This is a genomic window from Bradyrhizobium sp. URHC0002, from assembly GCF_054059515.1.
The window spans coordinates 869843-887754 of record NZ_JBSSCF010000001.1 but is presented as its reverse complement, the minus strand read 5'-3'; the positions used below and the strand labels follow the sequence as shown (position 1 = coordinate 887754).

Sequence of the window (17912 nt, the reverse complement as noted above, 5' to 3'; positions counted from 1 at the left end):
AACGAAGGGGGATGCCGGCCCGGCCTACCCCAGAAAGGCCAATCAGCCGAGCTTGCGGCCGATATCGAGAAACTTTTGTCGCCGCTGCCGGCGGATGCCATCCGCGTCCAGATTGCGGAGGTCGTTGAAGGCCTCGGCGATCGCGTCCCCCGTAGCCGAGATCATAGCGGTGGAATCGCGGTGGGCGCCGCCGGAGGGTTCTTTCAGGATCTGGTCGATCACGCCGAAGCGCAGCATGTCCTGAGCCGTGATCTTCATGCCGTTGGCGACTTCCTGGGCCTTGGTGCCGTCGCGCCACAGGATCGAGGAGGCCGCCTCCGGCGAGATCACGCTGTAGATCGCGTGTTCGAACATCAGCACCTTGTTCGCGGTGGTGATGGCGATGGCGCCGCCCGACATGCCTTCGCCGGTGATGATCGCGACATTGGCGACGCCGAGCGAGAGGCATGTGTCGGTCGAGCGTGCAATGGCTTCCGCAACGCCGCGTTCCTCGGCGCCGATGCCGGGATAGGCGCCGGCGGAATCGACGAGCGACAGCACGGGAATGCCGAAGCGATCGGCCATCTCCATCAGCCGGACGGCCTTGCGATAGCCTTCGGGGCGCGCCATGCCGAAATTATGCTTGATGCGGCTGTCGGTGGTGGCGCCCTTTTCCTGGCCGACCACGCAGATCGGCTCGCCGCGGAAGCGGCCGAAGCCGCCCACCAGCGCCTCGTCCTCGGCGAATTTGCGGTCGCCCGCCATCGGCGTGAATTCCGTCATCAGCGTGTTGACGAAATCGGTGAAGTGCGGGCGCTGCGGATGACGCGCCACCAGCGTCTTCTGCCATGGCGTCAAATTGGCATAGAGGTCGCTCAGCGCCTGGGACGCCTTGTCCTCGATGCGCGCGATCTCGTCGCCGATGTCGCTGCCGGACGCCGCCAGCGCGCGCAGTTCATCGACCTTGGCCTCTAGTTCGGCGACGGGTTTTTCAAAGTCGAGATAGCTGCGCATCTGATCCGGCATCGAGACAATATAGGTAACAACGTGCTTTGAGGCGAAGCGGTTTCGATTCGCTTAAGGAAAGCACGCATCTTCAATGATTTAGCGTGCATCTCGGTCCGGATGACCCGGTTTGCCGAAAGCGCGCCAAACGGGCCGCGGGCGGGAGACGGCTGTTTCGGGGGAGACGCCGCGGAAGTCAAGGCTGCAGGCGCATCTTCGGGGAGGGATGGACGGAAGGATGCCTTCGTCGCCGGCCGGGACAACCCGGTCAATCCTCGATCTTTTCGTGGGCGTCAGCGTGCCCATGCTTCCAATAGCCCGCTGCCTTGGTCCATTGCCGCGGGTGCCCCAGGTCCTCGATGATATAGTTTCGCACACTGCGCGCGACGGACGCTTCAGCGGCGATCCAAACGAAGCCTTCGCCGTTCGGCAGCGCGTAGTCGGCAAGCGCCGTGCGCAGCAGCGACGCATCGTCCGGCGACCCGTTTCGCGCAATCCAGCGCGGCGTCCAGGTCGCCTTGGTCCGGAAGTCCAGGATTTCATCAGCTTCCATCAAGACGAAGGTGGTCACCGGCACGTCGGCGCGAAGCTCTTCCACGCGACGTCCGATCGCCGGAAGCGCAGTTTCGTCGCCGATCAACAGATACCAGTCGAAATCATCGGGCACGACAGTGGAGCCCCTTGGACCGCCGATTTCCAGCGTGTCGCCAATCTGTGCCGATGTCGCCCAGCGCGTCGCAGGACCGCTCTCGTGGAGTGCGAAGTCGATGATCAGCGTTCCCTGGCTGCTATCGAACCGGCGCGGCGTAAAATCGCGCATGCAGGTTTCCCGTCCGTCGGCGTCTCCGCCGACGGCAGGAAAGAACAGTTTGACGTGATCGTCATGCGAGGCGCTCACGAAATCGTGCAGGTCGGGTGAGGTGAAGCCGAAGCGCAGCATGCGCGGCGTCAACAGCTCGATGGAGGATACGATCAACACCCGTCGACGAAGTTCGTGGCGGACGCGGGTGTTCGTGTGACGCTGCAGACTCATGTTACAGACGCTCGATCTTTCGCGCCGCCTCATCGATCAGTTCCACCGCTTCGTGCATCCGCTCCTTGTCGAGGCCTTCGCCGAGCCGGCTCAACAGCACGCTGCGCAGATTATGCATCGCACGGCGGATCGGAACGGCGTCGGTGCGCTGGCGCATCGCAGCAAGCGCATCCAGCCGCGCCAGCATCGCGGCGACCTCCGCGTGGTGCTCCGCGAGATGGGCGGTGCCTTCCGGCGTGACTGCGAACAGCTTTCGCGCGCCCTCGGCCAGTTGCTCGTCGATCAGCCCCATTTCGCTCAACATCGTCAGCGTCGGATAAACGATGCCTGGGCTCGGCGCATAGGCGCCGCCGGTTCGTTCCTCAATGGCGCGAATCAGGTCGTAGCCGTGGCGGGGCTTGTCGGCGATCAATTTGAGCAGCACGAGGCGCAGTTCGCCCCCGTCGAACATTCGCCGCCGTCCGCCGCCGCGTCCGAAGCCCTGGTCGTCTTCGCTCCAGCCTCTTCCTCCTTCACCGCGGCCGAACCTGCCGCCGCGCGGTGATGCGTAATGGCCGCCCAAGCCGCGGCCGTGGCGGCCCTCACGCATCGCGTGTCTGAATCCAAACATGTTTTCTTCCTTTTGTTTGGTTATGATCAGTCTAAGATATATCATAACTATCGGCAGGCAAGTAGAAAAGATAGGTCATAGATTAGAAAAGATATATCTTGACTGTGGGCAGCCGTTTTGATGCGACCCGTGACTTTAGATCTTTTCCGCCAGCGGATGCAGGTCGCGCACCAGGCTTTTCAGCCGTTCCTCGACCACATGGGTATAGATTTGTGTGGTCGAGATATCGGTATGGCCGAGCAGCGTCTGCACGATGCGCAGGTCCGCGCCGTTATGCAGCAGGTGGCTGGCAAAGGCGTGGCGCAGCACGTGCGGCGAGACCAGCCGCGGCGCCAGGCCCGATGCCGCCGCCAGCTCCTTCAGGTCGCGCGCAAAATGCTGCCGCGTCAGATGGCCGCTCTCGCCAAAGGAGGGAAACAGCCACTTTGACGCGACGGCGTTTTTCTTCTTCTCGGGCTTGAGCGCTTCGATCGCGGCGAGATAGTCGGCCATCGCCTGCCGCGACGCTTCGTTGAGCGGCACCAGCCGTTCCTTGTTGCCCTTGCCGCGCACCACGATCATGCGGGCGTCGCGCCGCGAGGCCGACAGCGGCAGCGCCACCAACTCCGAGACGCGCAGGCCCGTGGCGTAGAGCACTTCCAGCAGGCAATACAGCCGCATCGCGCGCAGCCGCTGCTGCGGCGAAGCGTTCTGGCCTAGCGTCAATTCCTTGGCCCGCGTCAGCATGCGGTCGACGTCCGCGATCGACAGCACCTTCGGCAAGCCCCGGCCGCGTTTCGGGCCGGACAGGATCGCCGCCGGATCGTCACTGCGGATGCGCTCGTTCAGGAGGAAGCGGAACAGATGCCGCATCGCCGACAGCCGGCGCGCCACGCTGGAGGATTTGAAGCCGCGGGTGTCGAGGTCGGCGAGGTAGTCGCGCAGCTCATCCGTCCCGGCGCCGGCAAAGTTCTGTCCCGTGCGGCCGAGAAATTCGGAAAAGTCGGTGAGGTCGCGGCGATAGGCGTCGAGCGTGTTGTCGCCCGCCCCCTGTTCCGCCGCGAGCATGTCGAGGAACAGGTTGGTCAGTTTGGCGTCTGTGGCCGTCTTGCTGGAACGCATTTCCCCCGACATCCCATTACGAGATGCCGCTCCCCGAATTCGTCTCTCACAAATCAGACGATAGCGGCTATTTCTTGAGGAACTTGTCTGCGGGGATGGTGACTGTCATTTCCCGGGGTTTTGGGGTCACGAAATTCGCCAGCGCGAAAATGGCGCCATAGATCACCCCGGCAATCACGCCGACGACCGTCAGAAAGCGGAACAAACTGGGCATAGGGGGCTCAGGGCGGCGAATTAACCAATGAAATCATCCAACATGTTCCTATCCCCGTGGCAAGAGTCTCTGGCGGGGGCGTCAATGGGGGTAGTATAGGTGTCGCAGCGCGGAACAAGTCCCGCAAAACCGCAGAGTTTTTGATGTCCGAGACCGCCGCACCGGCACAAGCGAGCTCCCCCCAGGAGGCCGACATCACGTCGGCGCTGGGAAGGCGTTCGGTCGTGCTGGTCGGCATGATGGGCGCCGGCAAGTCCACCATCGGGCGGCGGCTGGCGGCCCGGCTCGGGCTGCGATTTTTTGACGCCGACGTCGAGATCGAAGTGGCCCACGCCGGCATGACTATTCCGGAAATTTTTGCGACCCATGGCGAGCCCTATTTTCGGGACGGCGAGGCGCGGGTGATCGCGCGGCTGCTCGACGGCGGTCCGGCCGTGATCGCCACCGGCGGCGGCGCCTTCATGCGTGAGGAGACCCGCAACCGCATCCGCGACAAGGCGGTCTCGATCTGGCTCAAGGCGGATGTCGACGTGATCATGAAGCGGGTCAAGCGCCGCGCCGACCGGCCGCTGCTGCAGACCGAGGATCCGGTTGCGACCGTCAGCCGCCTGCTCGAAGCGCGGGAGCCGGTCTATCGCACCGCCGACCTGACGATCAGCTCGCGAGACGTGCCGCACGACCGCGTCGTCGACGATTGTATCGATGCCCTGCGCGCCCGGCTGTGCGCCGGCGCGCCTGCTGCCCAGCCGACAACCGACGGGATGAGCGTTACGCCATGACTGCGCCCCTGAAACATTCCGCCGATATCACGGTCGACGTGGCGCTCGGCGACCGCGCCTATGACATCGTCATCGGCCGTGGCGTGCTGGCGTCGCTCGGCGCGCGCGTCGCCGCGTTGTGCCCGGGCGTGCGGACCGCGATCGTCACCGACCGCACCGTGGCAAAGCACTGGCTGGAGCCAACCGAGCGTTCGCTTGCCGAAGCCGGCATTCCAACCTCGCGCGTCATCGTCGAGGAAGGCGAAATGTCGAAGACCTATGCAGGTCTCGAAAAGGTCTCTGAGGCGCTGATCGCGGCGAAGATCGAGCGCAACGATCTGGTGATTGCGCTCGGCGGCGGCGTGGTCGGCGATCTGGCCGGCTTTGCGGCGGCGATCCTGCGCCGCGGCGTCGATTTCGTGCAGGTGCCGACCTCGCTTTTGGCGCAGGTGGATTCCTCGGTCGGCGGCAAGACCGGCATCAACTCGCCGCAGGGCAAGAACCTGCTCGGCGCGTTCCATCAGCCGGTGCTGGTCATCGCCGATACCTCCGTGCTGGACACGCTGTCGCCGCGCCAGTTCCGCGCCGGTTACGCCGAGGTCGCCAAATATGGCGTGCTCGGCGACGAAGCCTTTTTCACCTGGTTGGAGGCCAACCACGCCGACATCTTTTCCGGCGGCGCGGCGCGCGAGCACGCGATTGCGACCTCCTGCCGAGCCAAGGCCGCGATCGTCTCCCGCGACGAGCGCGAGAACGGCGAGCGCGCGCTGCTCAATCTCGGCCACACCTTCGGCCATGCGCTGGAGGCCGCGACCGGCTTTTCCGATCGCCTGTTCCATGGCGAAGGCGTCTCCGTCGGCATGGTGCTGGCTGCGGAATTTTCCGCCAAGCTCGGCATGATCGCCGAGGCCGATGCCGCCCGCGTCGAACGTCATCTTGCTTCCGTCGGCCTGCCGACCCATTTGCAGGACATCGCGGGCTTCGCCCAGGAGGGGTTGGCGGATGCCGACGCGCTGATGGCGCTGATGGCGCAGGACAAGAAGGTCAAGCGCGGCGAGCTCACCTTCATCCTGCTGCAGGCGGTCGGCCGCGCGGTGGTCGCAAACGACGTCGAGCCGGCGCTGGTGCGCGATTTCCTGCAACAGAAGTTGTCGGGATGAGAACGGGATTGTCGGGACGCAGTATGGGCCAAGCGTCGCGCGGGGCCGGGGCCGTCACGAGGCATATATGAGCTCGACTGCGTCCAATCTGCTGCTCGCGATCCTGCTGCTGGCCGCCAACGCGTTTTACGTGGCCGCCGAGTTTGCGCTGGTCAAGAGCCGCGGGTTTCGCATCAGGGCGATGGTCGAGCAGGACCGGTTCGGCGCGCGCCTGCTGCAAGGCATGATGGGCAACATCGAGGCCTATCTCGCCTGCTGCCAGCTCGGCATCACCATGGCCTCGCTCGGTCTCGGCTGGGTCGGCGAACCGACCGTGTCCGCGCTGCTCGAGCCGGTGCTGATGCCGCTCGGCATGTCGGAACGTACCCTGCACTTCGTGTCGTTCCTGGCGGGCTTTCTCGTATTCTCCTCGCTTCACATCGTCATCGGCGAGCAGGTGCCGAAGACGCTCGCGATCCGCCAGCCGATGCCGGTCTCGCAATGGATCGCCTATCCGCTCCATTTGTCCTATCTGGTGTTCTATCCGCTGAACTGGCTGCTCAACACCGCATCGCGCGGGATATTGCGCATGCTCGGCGTCAAGGAATCCTCACAGCACGAAATTCTCACTGACTCCGAGATCGAAGGGTTGGTGGAAGAATCGGCTGTGCATGGCGGGATCGAGAGCGGCGAGGCCGAGTATATCCACAACGTCTTCCGTTTCGGCGATCTCGCCGTGTCCGACGTCATGGTCCACCGCACCGCGATGGTGCTGATCAACGCCGACCTGCCGCCGGACGAACTGGTGCGCGAGGTGCTGGCGACCGAATACACCCGCATCCCGCTGTGGCGCGAAAAGCCGGAAAACATCATCGGCGTGCTGCACGCCAAGGATTTGCTGCGCGCGATCCGGGCCTCCGACGGCGATACCTCGCGGATCAACGTTTCGGCGATCATGCTGCCGCCGTGGTTCGTGCCGGAGATGCGGCCTCTGTCCGAACAGTTGAAGGCGTTCCGCCGCCGCAAGACCCATTTTGCGCTCGTCGTCGATGAATACGGCGAAGTCGAGGGCATGGTGACGCTGGAAGACATTCTGGAAGAAATCGTCGGCGACATTTCCGATGAGCACGACGTCGTCGTGGCCGGCGTCCGCGCCCAGAGCGATGGCTCCGTGGTGGTGGACGGTTCGGTGCCGATCCGCGATCTCAACCGCGCGATGAACTGGCATCTGCCGGACGAGGAGGCAACGACCGTCGCAGGCCTCGTGATTCACGAAGCCCGCTCGATCCCCGAGCGGGGCCAGAGTTTTACCTTCCATGGCTTCCGCTTCCGCGTGCTGCGGCGTGAGCGCAACCGCATCACGGCGCTCAAGATCGCGCCGGTGCCGCGCGAAGCCGAGGGCGAGGATCCGAAGCCGAAGCGGGCGGGGACCGCGTTCTAGCAGCGCGGTCGTCGGCTTGCGCCGAACGTCAGGCCGGGATGGCGCGATTGCCGGGATAGTCATAGGCAATCGCCGCCTTGAAGTCGGCGATCCTGTCGATGATGAGCTCTCGATAGTCTTCGGCGGAAATCCCGCGATCCCGCACCAGCGTCAAACCGCGCGATACCGGAATCAGCAGGTCGCCTGGCGAGTCGCCGCGCAAGGAGTGAATGGCTGCGGCGTCGCCGCCCTGCGCGCCAAGACCGGGCGCCAGGATGATCGAGCGGGGCAGCAATTGCCGCAGACGCCGGCCCTCGTGCGGCACCGTCGCGCCCACCACGGCGCCCACGGCATTCAGCCGGGAATAGCTGTTGGCGTTGGCTCCCATGGCGGCAATGAGATCGGCGAGGCGATCCGAAACAAGGCGATTGCCGGTCATCTTGTCCTGCAGCCAGCCCGCGCCGGGATTGGACGTTCGACAGAGCACGAACAGGCCCTTGCCGAAACGATTGGCGCATTCGACGAAGGGCTCCAGCGTATCCGGCCCCATCAGGGGATTGACGGTCAGGCAATCGGCTTCAAAGTCGCCGCTGCCGCCGGCCGAGGCGGGGGTCAGGTAGGCGCGGGCATAGGCGGAAGCCGTCGCGCCGATGTCCCCGCGTTTGGCGTCGAGAATGACACCGATGCCCGCCGCCCGTGCTTTCCTGATGCCGGCGGAGAGCGCCGTCAGACCCGTCAGTCCACACGCTTCGAAATAGGCCGACTGGAATTTGACGAAGCCGACGCGTCCCTCGATGGACTCGATCATGAAATCGACGAACCGCCCGATCCACTGGCCGTCGTGGCCGAAACACTCGGGAATATCGGCAAGCGAGGGGTCGATGCCGGCGACAAGGTCGCCAAATTTAGCGACGTTTCTTTCGACGAGCTCGATCCATGAAGGAAATTCCATCCTTTGCCTTCCCGGGAAAAGACGCTGACTTTGATCCTGAAGATCCGAATAGCATTTCCGCTTGGCAAAATGGAATGAAGTTCGAATTGCACACTGTTGATTGCTCCGGGCCGCACCGCTGTGTGGCTCCGGCGTCAGCGCGTTTCCCCAAAGCCACGGCTATTCGATATCGATGCTGATGCCGCTGAGCTTCCACTGGCCGTCGGACGGGATGAAGCCGAGCTGGTATTTCACCTTTTTGGGCGTCGTGTCGAAATGGCCCCTCAGGCGCAGCACGCCTTTGTCGTCGATCTTCGCGTCTTCATCCGGAATGACCGGGCTTGCGACGATCGCGTCGAACACGGCGTGCTTCTCGACCAGGTCCTTGAACACGGCCCGCAGCTTGTCGGGCGGAAACTGATCGCGGAACGGCTTTGAAATCCTGGCATGCAGGACCGTGAAATTATCCGATGCCACCGCGTCGTTGAGCGTCACCAGAATGCTCTTGATCAGCACTTCCTGGACAAAGGGGCTCGGCATATCGAGCGCGTGCGCCCTGATCGGGGAGACCGCAACCAGCAGCGCCACGGCGGCTGCCCATTGGAAGCGTGCCCAATACCGCATCGGACGACCCCATCGACCTGCGACGGCATCGGGGTCAGCCCGACCCCGCGTCCGAACGGAACCTGATCCCTCGCTAGGGCGATTGTCTCATAGTTGCGAAAATGGTTCTACCGCCGCCGCCGATCTTCACAGGAAGCTGGATCACCTCATATTCTTGCGGCAGGTTTGCCAAATTACCGCCCGGCGGTTTCTCCCGGCGCCTGCGCCTTGATGGCGAGCGCATGGACGGAGCCCTTGAGTTCCGCTGCCAGCGTCGAATTTACCATCCGATGGCGCTCGATCCGGCTCTTCCCTTCGAAGGCCGGAGATACGATATTGACCCTGAAATGCGTCTCGCCGCCAGGCTGGTGGCCCGCATGGCCCTCATGCAGATGAGATTCGTCCGTGACGTCGAGGCTTTCCGGCAAGAAAGCTTCACGCAACTTGTTTATGATAGCGTCCCTGGTGCTCATGATGGCGGCAGATAATTCTGTTGTCAGCTTTTCGTCAATGACGCATCCGAACGGAGGTATTCGCAATGTCAAGACTTGAAGCCTCGGGCATTGCGTAGTCAAAGTCAGCCATGGCAATTGATTCATCCAAATTCTTCGATTCCATTCGCATCAAGCCCAACAAGCTGAGCGCGAAGCAGCAGGCGCAGGCGCGCGAGGAAGCCGCCATGTGCGAATGGGCGGGCTGCCCGAACAAGGGCCCGCACCGCGCGCCCAAGGGCCGGGAGAATTCGCGGGAGTATTTTCACTTCTGTCTCAATCACGTCCGCGAATACAATCAGAACTACAATTTCTTTCAGGGCATGAATGCCGACGCCGTCGCGCGCTACCAGAAGGATGCGCTGACCGGCCATCGCCCGACCTGGAAGATGGGCGCCAACACCGCCGGCAAGAAGGGCAAGCAGGCCGCCGAGGATTTTGACGGCGCCTCCGATCCGTTCAGCATGTTCTCCGAGCTTAACGGCCGTGGCCGCTGGCGGCCCGGACCGGGCGCCGAGGCCAAGGCCGAAACCCGCAAGGTGATGAACGCCGAGCGCAAGGCGCTGCAGGTGATGGGCCTCACCGCCGAAGCCACCCTTGAGGACGTCAAGGCGAAATACAAGGCGCTGGTCAAGCAGCACCATCCCGACGCCAATGGCGGCGACCGCTCCACCGAGGACCGCCTGATCGAGATCATCAAGGCGTATAATTATCTGAAGACGGTGGTGCGCGGCGCGTAGTTTCCGTGGTCCCTGCGAACGCAGGGGCCCATACGCCGCGGCTTCTCGATGTGATTCCGCTGGTCGACGGCCTTCGCGCCATAACTCAAGCCTGTGGTTATGGGTCCCTGCGTTCGCAGGGACGACAGCGGAGATAATGGCTCCGCCGTCGCTTTTCTAACGCTTCCCCCACTCACCCCGGCATCGGCCCAATATAAGCCGAACTCGGCCGTATCAGCCGTCCGCCGCGCTGCTGCTCGCGGGCGTGCGCGGTCCAGCCTGCGGCGCGCGCGACCGCGAAGATCGGCGTAAATGCCTGCCGCGGGATCTTTAGCGCGTCGAGCAGGATCGCGGTGAAGAACTCCACATTGGTGTCGAGCGGGCGCTCCGGATTTTTCCGCCGCAGGGCGTCGCGGATATAGGCCTCGACCTCGCCCGCGAACGGAAGGTCGCTGCCGTCACCGGCAAGCCGTTCGATCGCGCCCTTCAGCACGTCGGCGCGTGGATCGCGGACGCGATAGATGCGATGACCGAATCCCATCAGCCGCTCGCCGCGGGCCAGCGCACTGTCGACCCAAGGCTTGATGCGCTCGGTTGAGCCGATTGCATCCAGCATTTCCAGCACCGGCTCGGGGGCGCCGCCATGCAGCGGCCCGGTCAGCGCGCAATAGCCGGCGGTGACGGCCGCGAACAAATCCGCCTGTGTCGAGGCCACCACGCGCGTCGCGAAGGTCGACGCGTTCATGCCGTGGTCGCACACCGTGACGAAATAGGCGTCCAGCGCCGCCGCCTCGCGCGCATCGGGCTTGCGGCCCAGCATCATCGACAGCGTGTCGGCGGCATGGCTCGCCGTTGGATCCGGTGCGACGGGGTCGTTGCCCTTCACACGCTGGACCAGCGCGCCGGCGATCACCGGAAACGCGCCGACGATGGTGGCCTCATGCGCAAGACCCGCTTCCGCGCGCAGCCCCGCAATCGCGGCGCGAAAGCCGTCGACGATCGAAAGACCGCGGGTGATGCCGAGCAGGTCCGGCAGCCGGGCGAAGGCGCGTTCGCGGCCCGCTCCGAGGGCGGCCCGCACAGCGGCTTCGCCGACCGGCTGGCCGGTTCCGCCGCTCCACAGCCGGGCGGTCACGCCCTCAAAGCCGGTCTTGCGGGCGAGGTCGCCGACCCGCTCGCCGGCGATGATCAGTTCGCCACGCTCGCCATCGACATGGCTGAGCACGGTTTCGGCGGCGGGAATCCCGTCCAGGCCGATCGGGGTCTTCGAAAGCTGCATATTCATGACGACTCTCCTTTGTCGGTTCCAAAGGTCGGGCCTCTCGACAGATTGATCAATCTTGATTATGTAAATCAATATGAAAAAATCCGCCGGCCTTTATCTCTCGGCCCGCGAGGCCTCCGCCGAACTCGCGATCTCGCAGGCAACGCTCTACGCCTATGTCAGCCGCGGTATGATCCGCTCGGAACCGTCGCAGGATTCCCGCAGCCACCGTTATCGGGCGGAGGACGTCCGCACGCTCAAGGAACGCCGCGCCCCGTCGCCGGAGCCGCGGGGCCTGCGCAGCTTCGACGCCGATCTGCCGGTCATGGATTCGGCGGTGGCCACCATTACCGAGGACGGGCCGATCTACCGCGGCGTCAATTGCGTCGACCTCGCCGAACGCGACACGCTCGAACATGCCGCGACCTTGTTGTGGGATGTCGCCGGCGCCGATCCGTTCGAGCAGGACAATTGCCCCGTCGTGTCGGACGAAATGCGCGCGGTCGCTGAAGCCACGCGCCGGGCCAATGCGATCGATCGGGCCATCGCCGTGCTGGCGCTCGCGGCCAGCGCCGACCCGCGGGCCTTCACCCGCGCCCCCGAAGGGCGCGCGATGCTTGGCGGCCGCATCATTCGGCTGGTGGTCGCGACCATGCTGAACGCGAAATCATCGGCAAAGCCGCTGCATTTGCAGATCGCGCGCGTGTGGGCGCCGGATAACAAGTGCGCCGCCGATTTGATCCGCCGTGCGCTGGTGCTGCTGGCAGATCATGAACTGAATGCCTCGACCTTCACGGTGCGCTGCGCGGCTTCGACCGGCTTGAATCTCTATGACTCGATCATCGCCGGTCTGGTGGCGCTGAAGGGTCCGAAGCACGGCGGCGCCGGCGTGCTGGCGGCGCAGCTTCTGAAGACGCTCGCCAATGGCGAGGTCGCTCCCGTCATCCGTGAGCGCGTCGCGCTCGGCGAACGCTTCGCGGGCTTTGGCCATGGCGTCTACAAGCATGGCGATCCCCGCGCGCGGGCGCTGCTGGAAGCGCTGGCGCGCTCGGGCGCGGAGCGCAAACTCACCCACGAAATCCCTGAGCGCATTGCAGAGGCGACCGGCGAGTTCGTTAATATCGACTATGCCCTTGCGGTGCTGGTGCACACGCTCGGCCTGCCGCCCGGCCATGAACTGGTGCTGTTTTCCATGGCCCGCACGGTGGGTTGGATCGCGCATGCCTGCGAACAACTGCGGCATGGCCGGTTGATCCGGCCCCGTGCGCGCTACGTCGGCCCTGCACCGGGGCGCAGCCCCGTCCGGGCCTGACGGCGGCGCAGTGTCCAGACGCCGAGTGCGATGATCGCCGCCGCGAACACGGCCAGCATCCACAGATGTTTGCCGATGTGCTGGTGGTGCGGCAGGCCGGCATAGTGGTGTAGCGCCGAGACCGCGAACACGCCCGGCAGCACATGCGTGCAAGCCCAGGCGAATACCGCAGGAATATTGACGCCGAAGAACAGGATGGGTGACATGCCGAGCGCGCCCGCTGTCACCGGCACGAAGGCACGGATCGGCGGCACAAAGCGCGCGAACAACACGGCCAGCGTTCCCCAGCGATGGAAGAACGCCTCGCTCTGCGCCATGACGCCCGGATATCCCGACATCGGCCAGGCACCCAGAATTTCGCGTTGCGAGCGATGGCCGGCCCAGAACGCCGAGCCGTCGCCGAGCACGGCGCCGGCGATCGCCGCCGCCAGCACGCCCCACAGCTTCAGTTCGCCACCCGGCACCAGCGCGCTCAGGGCAAGGATGAGGGTCGAGCCCGGCACCAGCGCCCCCGCGACCGGGACCGCCTCCAGCAGGGCCGCGAGAAACAGCGTCAGATAGGCCAGCCACGGATGGGCCGAAACGAATGCAATCACGGGATCGAGGAATGAAGTCACAATCTTGCTGTCCGGTAAGGGGGCCAGAACCAGAGCTACCAAGCCCGGGCAGGGGCTGAAAGTGCCGGCCAGCCTCCGGTTTTAAGCCTGGCGGGGCGACCAAGGCGGCGAAAGTGCGGCGTGATTCGCAGGGCAGCCCTCCAAAAACCTGATACACGACCTATCTCAATGATAAGGCAACGGAACTTTGATTGCGCCGCGGGCTTCTGCCGGCCCGTGCTCTCTGCTAAGTTCGCGTTAGCCCCCATCCGCAGCCATTCAACAGATCTGGTTTCGGGAATGCCCGGGATCTCGGAGGATTGATGACGACCGCCGCCATGAGCAAAGTTACGGAGCCCGCCGGTTTGCCTGATATGAAGGTGTCGGTCCGGCAGGTTTTCGGTATCGACAGCGATCTCGAAGTGCCGGCCTATTCCGAAGTCGACCCGCATGTGCCGGAAGTCGATTCGGATTACCGCTTCGACCGCGCCACCACGCTAGCGATCCTCGCCGGTTTTGCCAAAAATCGCCGCGTCATGGTCACCGGCTATCACGGCACCGGCAAATCGACCCATATCGAGCAGGTCGCAGCAAGGCTGAACTGGCCGTGCGTGCGCGTCAACCTCGACAGCCACATCAGCCGTATCGACCTCGTCGGCAAAGACTCGATCGTCGTTCGGGACGGCAAGCAGGTCACCGAATTCCGCGACGGTATTTTGCCGTGGGCGCTGCAGCACAACATCGCGCTGGTGTTCGACGAATACGACGCCGGCCGCCCCGATGTGATGTTCGTGATCCAGCGCGTGCTGGAAGTCTCCGGCCGCCTGACGCTGCTGGACCAGAACAAGGTGATCAAGCCGCACCCGTCGTTTCGCCTGTTCTCGACCGCCAACACGGTCGGCCTCGGCGATACGTCGGGCCTCTATCACGGCACCCAGCAGATCAACCAGGGCCAGATGGACCGCTGGTCGATCGTCACCACGCTGAACTATCTGGCGCATGACGAGGAAGTCGAGATCGTTCTGGCGAAGGCAAAGCACTACCGCACGCAGGAAGGCCGCGACATCGTCAACAAGATGGTGCGGCTCGCCGATCTCACCCGTAACGCATTCGCCAATGGCGATTTGTCGACGGTGATGAGCCCGCGCACGGTGATCACCTGGGCCGAGAACGCCGATATCTTCAGCGACATCGGCTTTGCGTTCCGCGTCACCTTCCTCAACAAGTGCGACGAACTGGAACGGCCGCTGGTCGCTGAATTCTATCAGCGCTGTTTCAATCAGGAGCTTCCCGAGAGCTCGGTGAACGTGGCGCTCAGCTAGCTCATGGCGAAAATTTCCGTCGAGCGCACCATTGGAAAAACCAAGAAGGCGGTGCTCGGCGGACTGATCGGTTACAACACCGAAAAGATGGGGAAGCAGAAATACAAGCGCCTCGCCATCTCGCTGCGCGACGGTGACCAGATCGTCGGCGGGATTGTCGGCGAAGTCTGGACCACGGTGCTGTTTATCCAGCTGTTCTGGATGGAGCAGAAACTGCGCGGCAAGGATTACGGGACACGACTGATCAAGGCGATCGAAGACGAGGCAAGAAAGTTTGGGGCCACGCGGTCTTATCTCGACACGATGAGTTTTCAGGCGCCGGGTTTTTACCGCGCTTGCGGTTACGAGGAATTCGGTTCGATCGAAGGTTATCCTGAAGGCGTCACGCGGCACTGGTTTACGAAAGCGCTATGAGCACATCCAACTCCAAATTCCGTACCGGATCCAAGGAAGCGCCGACCGAGCCCTTCAAGCGCGCGGTGACCTCCTGCCTGCGTGCGATCGCAAAAGCGCCCGAACTCGAAGTGACGTTCGCGGCCGAGCGCCCCGGCCTCGCGCCGGGCAAGGCGCGGCTGCCCGAGCCCGCCCGCAAGATGACCAAGCGGGATGCGGCTATCGTGCGCGGTCATGCCGATTCGATCGCGCTGAAGCTCGCCTGTCACGATCCAAAAGTGCACCGCAAGCTGATGCCGGGAAATCCGCAGGCGCGCGGCGTGTTCGAGGCGGTGGAGCAGGCCCGCGTCGAGGCGATCGGTTCGCGCCGGATGGCGGGCGTGGCGAAAAACCTCACCGCGATGCTCGATGATCATTTCCATCGCGGCAAGTATGACGAGATCACGGATCGCGCCGATGCGCCGTTATCGGATGCGCTTGCGATGCTGGTGCGCGAGCGGCTGACCGGCATGGCGCCGCCTACGGCCGCGAAAAAGATGGTGGATCTCTGGCGGCCGGTGCTGGAAGACAAGATCGGCGCCCGGCTCGACAAGCTCAGCCGCGTCACCGAGGACCAGGCGAAGTTCGGCGATCTCGTGCACGATTTGCTCTCGGCGCTCGATCTCGGCGACGAGCGCGATGCGGACGCCGATGACGACGAGAACGACGAGAATCAGGACGGCGAGAACGATCAGTCCGGAGCCGAGGGCTCGCCCGATTCCGACGCGGCGCAGGAAATGAGCGCCGACCAGGCGCAGGCTTCCACCGACGAAATGTCGGAAAGTGCGATGGAGAGTGCGCAGGCCTCCACATCAGATACATTCGATGACGGCGAACTCGGCGACGACGAGACGCCGGGCGAGGCTACGCGGCCGAATACGCGCGGCGCCAACGAGCCGCGCGGGCCGGAATATCATGCCTTCGCGCCGAAGTTCGACGAGGTGATTGCGGCCGAAGATCTCTGCGACCATGACGAACTGGAACGCTTGCGCTCCTATCTCGACAAGCAGCTCGCGCATCTGCAGGGCATCGTCGCGCGGCTCGCCAACCGGCTGCAACGTCGATTGATGGCGCAGCAGAACCGGGCCTGGGAGTTCGATCTGGAGGAGGGCATCCTCGATCCGGCGCGGCTGTCGCGCGTGGTGACCGATCCCTATCACCCGCTCTCCTTCATGCATGAGAAGGAAGCGACCTTCCGCGATACGGTCGTGACGCTGCTCTTGGACAATTCCGGCTCGATGCGCGGCCGCCCGATTACGGTGGCGGCGACCTGTGCCGACATTCTCGCACGCACGCTGGAGCGCTGCGGCGTCAAGGTCGAGATTCTCGGCTTCACGACACGCGCCTGGAAGGGCGGGCAGTCGCGCGAGGCGTGGCTGGCCGCCGGCAAGCCGGCCAATCCCGGCCGTCTGAATGATCTCAGGCACATCATCTACAAATCCGCCGACGCGCCGTGGCGGCGCGCGCGCAAGAATCTCGGCCTGATGATGCGCGAGGGGCTGTTGAAGGAGAACATCGACGGCGAGGCGCTGGACTGGGCGCACAAGCGGCTGCTCGGCCGGGCCGAACAGCGCAAGATCCTGATGATGATTTCGGACGGTGCGCCGGTTGACGATTCCACGCTGTCGGTCAATCCCGGCAATTATCTCGAGCGGCATCTGCGTCACATCATCGAGGAGATCGAGACCCGCTCGCCGGTCGAACTGATCGCGATCGGCATTGGTCACGACGTCACGCGCTACTATCGCCGAGCCGTCACCATCGTCGATGCCGAGGAGCTCGGCGGCGCCATCACCGAAAAGCTCGCCGAATTGTTCAGCGAGACCCACGGCGCTGCGCCCACCTCGGGCCATCACCGGCCGCGCCGCCTGCACTCGTGAGCGCATGCGCCCGCCCTTAGGCCGCCGCCGCCTCTTGAAATATGCCGCGGCGGCGTTTTCGGTGGCGGCCGTACCTGCGGCGGCGCTGGCGCAAACGGCCGTCCAGCGGCCGCCGAAGCCGGCCGTTCCCGACGAATTCTCGGTCACGACCCCGGTCTCAATCGAAGTCAATGCCCGGCCGCTGCCCTCGTTCGACACCCGCGACCGGTCGCGCGTGCGGTTTGGCGAGCTCGAATACCGCAGCGGACTCATTCTGACCTCGCGGTTTCGCGGCTTCGGTGGTTTGTCGGGTCTCCGCCTTGATGCAAAGGGCGATCGCTTCATCGCGATCAGCGACAAGGGCGGCTGGTTCACGGGGCGCATTGTCTACAAGGGCCGCGAGATGACCGGGCTCGACGACGTCGAGGCCTCGCCGATGCTCGGTCCCGACGGCAAGCCGATCACCTCGCGCGGCTGGTTCGATACCGAGGCGCTCGCGCTCGACGGCTCGCTGGTCTATGTCGGTCTCGAGCGCGTCAACCAGCTGCTGCGCTTCGATTTTGCCAAAGGTTTTACGCACGCCCTTGGCGAACTCGTTGCGCTGCCGCCGGCGGCGCGCAAGCTGCCCAACAACAAGGGGATCGAGGCGCTGGTGATGGTGCCAAAGAGCCTGCCGTTGGCGGGAACGCTGATCGCGATCTCCGAACGTGGGCTCGACGCGCAGGGCAACATCATTGGCTTTTTGATCGGCGGCAAATCGCCCGGCCAGTTTTCGATCCACCGTACCGACAATTTCGATATCAGCGACGCGGTGCTGCTGCCGTCAGGCTCCCTGTTGCTGCTGGAACGCAAATTCTCCTGGATCGGCGGGGTCGGCATCCGCATCCGTCGCGTCCCGCTTGCCTCGCTGGCCCCCGGCGCTGTCATCGACGGGCCTTCGATCTTCGAGGCCGATCTTGGCCACGAGATCGACAACATGGAAGGCATCGACGCCCACGTCACGCCGGAGGGCGAAACGGTGCTGACGCTGATCTCCGACGACAATTTCTCGCTGATCCAGCGCAATCTGCTGCTGCAGTTCACGCTGGTGGAGTGACCGGCGAATACCGGAACGGTTCTTGCAA

The 17912-nt window shown here is 64.2% G+C and carries 19 protein-coding genes; 9 read left to right on the top strand and 10 right to left on the bottom strand.

What is annotated here, in order from left to right:
* Positions 1-42: 42 nt before the first annotated feature.
* The 5 genes from ACVWVY_RS04320 to ACVWVY_RS04300 all read right to left on the bottom strand — a co-directional run bounded on the left by ACVWVY_RS04320 (position 43) and on the right by ACVWVY_RS04300 (position 3942).
* Positions 43-1005 carry an acetyl-CoA carboxylase carboxyltransferase subunit alpha gene (locus ACVWVY_RS04320; protein WP_456625217.1) on the bottom strand — a complete coding sequence of 321 codons (963 nt, stop codon included), beginning with the start codon at positions 1003-1005 and terminating at the stop codon, positions 43-45.
* Positions 1006-1252: 247 nt separating this feature from the next.
* On the bottom strand, positions 1253-2017 hold the full coding sequence (locus ACVWVY_RS04315; RefSeq protein WP_456625216.1) for a siderophore-interacting protein: 765 nt from the start codon (positions 2015-2017) through the stop codon (positions 1253-1255).
* 1 nt (position 2018) lies between these two features.
* On the bottom strand, positions 2019-2627 hold the full coding sequence (locus tag ACVWVY_RS04310) for a PadR family transcriptional regulator (RefSeq protein WP_456625215.1): 609 nt from the start codon (positions 2625-2627) through the stop codon (positions 2019-2021).
* A 135-nt stretch (positions 2628-2762) separates the two neighbouring features.
* Positions 2763-3728: a site-specific tyrosine recombinase XerD gene (xerD, locus tag ACVWVY_RS04305; RefSeq protein ID WP_456625214.1), complete on the bottom strand. Its 966-nt coding sequence runs from the start codon at positions 3726-3728 to the stop codon at positions 2763-2765.
* 67 nt (positions 3729-3795) lie between these two features.
* Positions 3796-3942: a hypothetical protein gene (locus ACVWVY_RS04300; protein ID WP_057860584.1), complete on the bottom strand. Its 147-nt coding sequence runs from the start codon at positions 3940-3942 to the stop codon at positions 3796-3798.
* Between the two features lie 143 nt (positions 3943-4085).
* On the opposite strand from ACVWVY_RS04300, the gene ACVWVY_RS04295 reads away from it, so the two are divergent.
* The 3 genes from ACVWVY_RS04295 (at position 4086) to ACVWVY_RS04285 (ending at position 7280) form a co-directional block, all read left to right on the top strand.
* On the top strand, positions 4086-4721 hold the full coding sequence (locus ACVWVY_RS04295; RefSeq protein WP_456625213.1) for a shikimate kinase: 636 nt from the start codon (positions 4086-4088) through the stop codon (positions 4719-4721).
* A complete protein-coding gene (gene aroB, locus ACVWVY_RS04290; protein WP_456625212.1) occupies positions 4718-5860 on the top strand; it encodes a 3-dehydroquinate synthase in 1143 nt (380 codons plus the stop codon). The genes ACVWVY_RS04295 and aroB overlap by 4 nt, the downstream gene beginning before the upstream one ends.
* A gap of 67 nt (positions 5861-5927) precedes the next feature.
* On the top strand, positions 5928-7280 hold the full coding sequence (locus ACVWVY_RS04285; protein WP_456625211.1) for a hemolysin family protein: 1353 nt from the start codon (positions 5928-5930) through the stop codon (positions 7278-7280).
* Positions 7281-7308: 28 nt separating this feature from the next.
* On the opposite strand, the gene pyrF is transcribed toward ACVWVY_RS04285, so the two are convergent.
* From pyrF to ACVWVY_RS04270, 3 genes are all read right to left on the bottom strand, one after another.
* On the bottom strand, positions 7309-8211 hold the full coding sequence (gene pyrF, locus ACVWVY_RS04280; RefSeq protein ID WP_456625210.1) for an orotidine-5'-phosphate decarboxylase: 903 nt from the start codon (positions 8209-8211) through the stop codon (positions 7309-7311).
* Between the two features lie 159 nt (positions 8212-8370).
* Complete coding sequence (locus ACVWVY_RS04275) at positions 8371-8814, bottom strand: hypothetical protein (RefSeq protein ID WP_456625209.1); 444 nt, start codon at positions 8812-8814, stop codon at positions 8371-8373.
* A gap of 173 nt (positions 8815-8987) precedes the next feature.
* Positions 8988-9266, bottom strand: coding sequence for a BolA family protein (locus ACVWVY_RS04270; protein WP_456632096.1), 279 nt, complete (start codon positions 9264-9266; stop codon positions 8988-8990).
* 110 nt (positions 9267-9376) lie between these two features.
* Here ACVWVY_RS04270 and ACVWVY_RS04265 point away from each other — a divergent pair, with 110 nt between their 5' ends.
* Positions 9377-10024 carry a J domain-containing protein gene (locus ACVWVY_RS04265; RefSeq protein ID WP_456625208.1) on the top strand — a complete coding sequence of 216 codons (648 nt, stop codon included), beginning with the start codon at positions 9377-9379 and terminating at the stop codon, positions 10022-10024.
* A gap of 172 nt (positions 10025-10196) precedes the next feature.
* Here ACVWVY_RS04265 and ACVWVY_RS04260 read toward each other — a convergent pair whose 3' ends face one another.
* Positions 10197-11288 carry a citrate synthase/methylcitrate synthase gene (locus ACVWVY_RS04260; RefSeq protein ID WP_456625207.1) on the bottom strand — a complete coding sequence of 364 codons (1092 nt, stop codon included), beginning with the start codon at positions 11286-11288 and terminating at the stop codon, positions 10197-10199.
* 73 nt (positions 11289-11361) lie between these two features.
* Here ACVWVY_RS04260 and ACVWVY_RS04255 point away from each other — a divergent pair, with 73 nt between their 5' ends.
* A complete protein-coding gene (locus ACVWVY_RS04255) occupies positions 11362-12579 on the top strand; it encodes a citrate synthase family protein (protein WP_456625206.1) in 1218 nt (405 codons plus the stop codon).
* Here ACVWVY_RS04255 and ACVWVY_RS04250 read toward each other — a convergent pair.
* Positions 12537-13196: a DedA family protein gene (locus tag ACVWVY_RS04250; RefSeq protein WP_456625205.1), complete on the bottom strand. Its 660-nt coding sequence runs from the start codon at positions 13194-13196 to the stop codon at positions 12537-12539. The genes ACVWVY_RS04255 and ACVWVY_RS04250 overlap by 43 nt on opposite strands.
* A 302-nt stretch (positions 13197-13498) precedes the next feature.
* Between ACVWVY_RS04250 and cobS the strand changes: the two genes are divergently transcribed.
* The 4 genes from cobS to ACVWVY_RS04230 are packed head-to-tail and all read left to right on the top strand — an operon-like array spanning position 13499 to position 17884.
* Positions 13499-14497 (top strand): cobaltochelatase subunit CobS, encoded by a 999-nt coding sequence (gene cobS / locus ACVWVY_RS04245; protein WP_456625204.1) that lies wholly within the window; start codon positions 13499-13501, stop codon positions 14495-14497.
* Between the two features lie 3 nt (positions 14498-14500).
* Entirely contained in the window at positions 14501-14911 is a 411-nt protein-coding gene (locus tag ACVWVY_RS04240; RefSeq protein WP_456625203.1) for a GNAT family N-acetyltransferase, read from the top strand.
* Positions 14908-16809, top strand: coding sequence for a cobaltochelatase subunit CobT (cobT, locus tag ACVWVY_RS04235; protein WP_456625202.1), 1902 nt, complete (start codon positions 14908-14910; stop codon positions 16807-16809). Before ACVWVY_RS04240 ends, cobT begins: the two co-directional genes overlap by 4 nt.
* Before the next feature lie 4 nt (positions 16810-16813).
* Positions 16814-17884 (top strand): esterase-like activity of phytase family protein, encoded by a 1071-nt coding sequence (locus tag ACVWVY_RS04230; protein ID WP_456625201.1) that lies wholly within the window; start codon positions 16814-16816, stop codon positions 17882-17884.
* Positions 17885-17912 lie beyond the last annotated feature (28 nt).

What these genes read in the sequence shown, in the direction of transcription:
- ACVWVY_RS04240 (WP_456625203.1), top strand. Translation starts at nt 14,501, where the DNA reads ATGGCGAAAATTTCCGTCGAGCGCACCATTGGAAAAACCAAGAAGGCG.
- xerD (WP_456625214.1), bottom strand. Translation starts at nt 3,728, where the DNA reads ATGCGTTCCAGCAAGACGGCCACAGACGCCAAACTGACCAACCTGTTC.
- aroB (WP_456625212.1), top strand. Translation starts at nt 4,718, where the DNA reads ATGACTGCGCCCCTGAAACATTCCGCCGATATCACGGTCGACGTGGCG.
- ACVWVY_RS04285 (WP_456625211.1), top strand. Translation starts at nt 5,928, where the DNA reads ATGAGCTCGACTGCGTCCAATCTGCTGCTCGCGATCCTGCTGCTGGCC.
- ACVWVY_RS04300 (WP_057860584.1), bottom strand. Translation starts at nt 3,942, where the DNA reads ATGCCCAGTTTGTTCCGCTTTCTGACGGTCGTCGGCGTGATTGCCGGG.
- ACVWVY_RS04260 (WP_456625207.1), bottom strand. Translation starts at nt 11,288, where the DNA reads ATGAATATGCAGCTTTCGAAGACCCCGATCGGCCTGGACGGGATTCCC.
- ACVWVY_RS04320 (WP_456625217.1), bottom strand. Translation starts at nt 1,005, where the DNA reads ATGCCGGATCAGATGCGCAGCTATCTCGACTTTGAAAAACCCGTCGCC.
- cobT (WP_456625202.1), top strand. Translation starts at nt 14,908, where the DNA reads ATGAGCACATCCAACTCCAAATTCCGTACCGGATCCAAGGAAGCGCCG.
- pyrF (WP_456625210.1), bottom strand. Translation starts at nt 8,211, where the DNA reads ATGGAATTTCCTTCATGGATCGAGCTCGTCGAAAGAAACGTCGCTAAA.
- ACVWVY_RS04265 (WP_456625208.1), top strand. Translation starts at nt 9,377, where the DNA reads ATGGCAATTGATTCATCCAAATTCTTCGATTCCATTCGCATCAAGCCC.
- ACVWVY_RS04315 (WP_456625216.1), bottom strand. Translation starts at nt 2,017, where the DNA reads ATGAGTCTGCAGCGTCACACGAACACCCGCGTCCGCCACGAACTTCGT.
- ACVWVY_RS04275 (WP_456625209.1), bottom strand. Translation starts at nt 8,814, where the DNA reads ATGCGGTATTGGGCACGCTTCCAATGGGCAGCCGCCGTGGCGCTGCTG.
- ACVWVY_RS04295 (WP_456625213.1), top strand. Translation starts at nt 4,086, where the DNA reads ATGTCCGAGACCGCCGCACCGGCACAAGCGAGCTCCCCCCAGGAGGCC.
- ACVWVY_RS04230 (WP_456625201.1), top strand. Translation starts at nt 16,814, where the DNA reads ATGCGCCCGCCCTTAGGCCGCCGCCGCCTCTTGAAATATGCCGCGGCG.
- cobS (WP_456625204.1), top strand. Translation starts at nt 13,499, where the DNA reads ATGACGACCGCCGCCATGAGCAAAGTTACGGAGCCCGCCGGTTTGCCT.
- ACVWVY_RS04270 (WP_456632096.1), bottom strand. Translation starts at nt 9,266, where the DNA reads ATGAGCACCAGGGACGCTATCATAAACAAGTTGCGTGAAGCTTTCTTG.
- ACVWVY_RS04310 (WP_456625215.1), bottom strand. Translation starts at nt 2,627, where the DNA reads ATGTTTGGATTCAGACACGCGATGCGTGAGGGCCGCCACGGCCGCGGC.
- ACVWVY_RS04255 (WP_456625206.1), top strand. Translation starts at nt 11,362, where the DNA reads ATGAAAAAATCCGCCGGCCTTTATCTCTCGGCCCGCGAGGCCTCCGCC.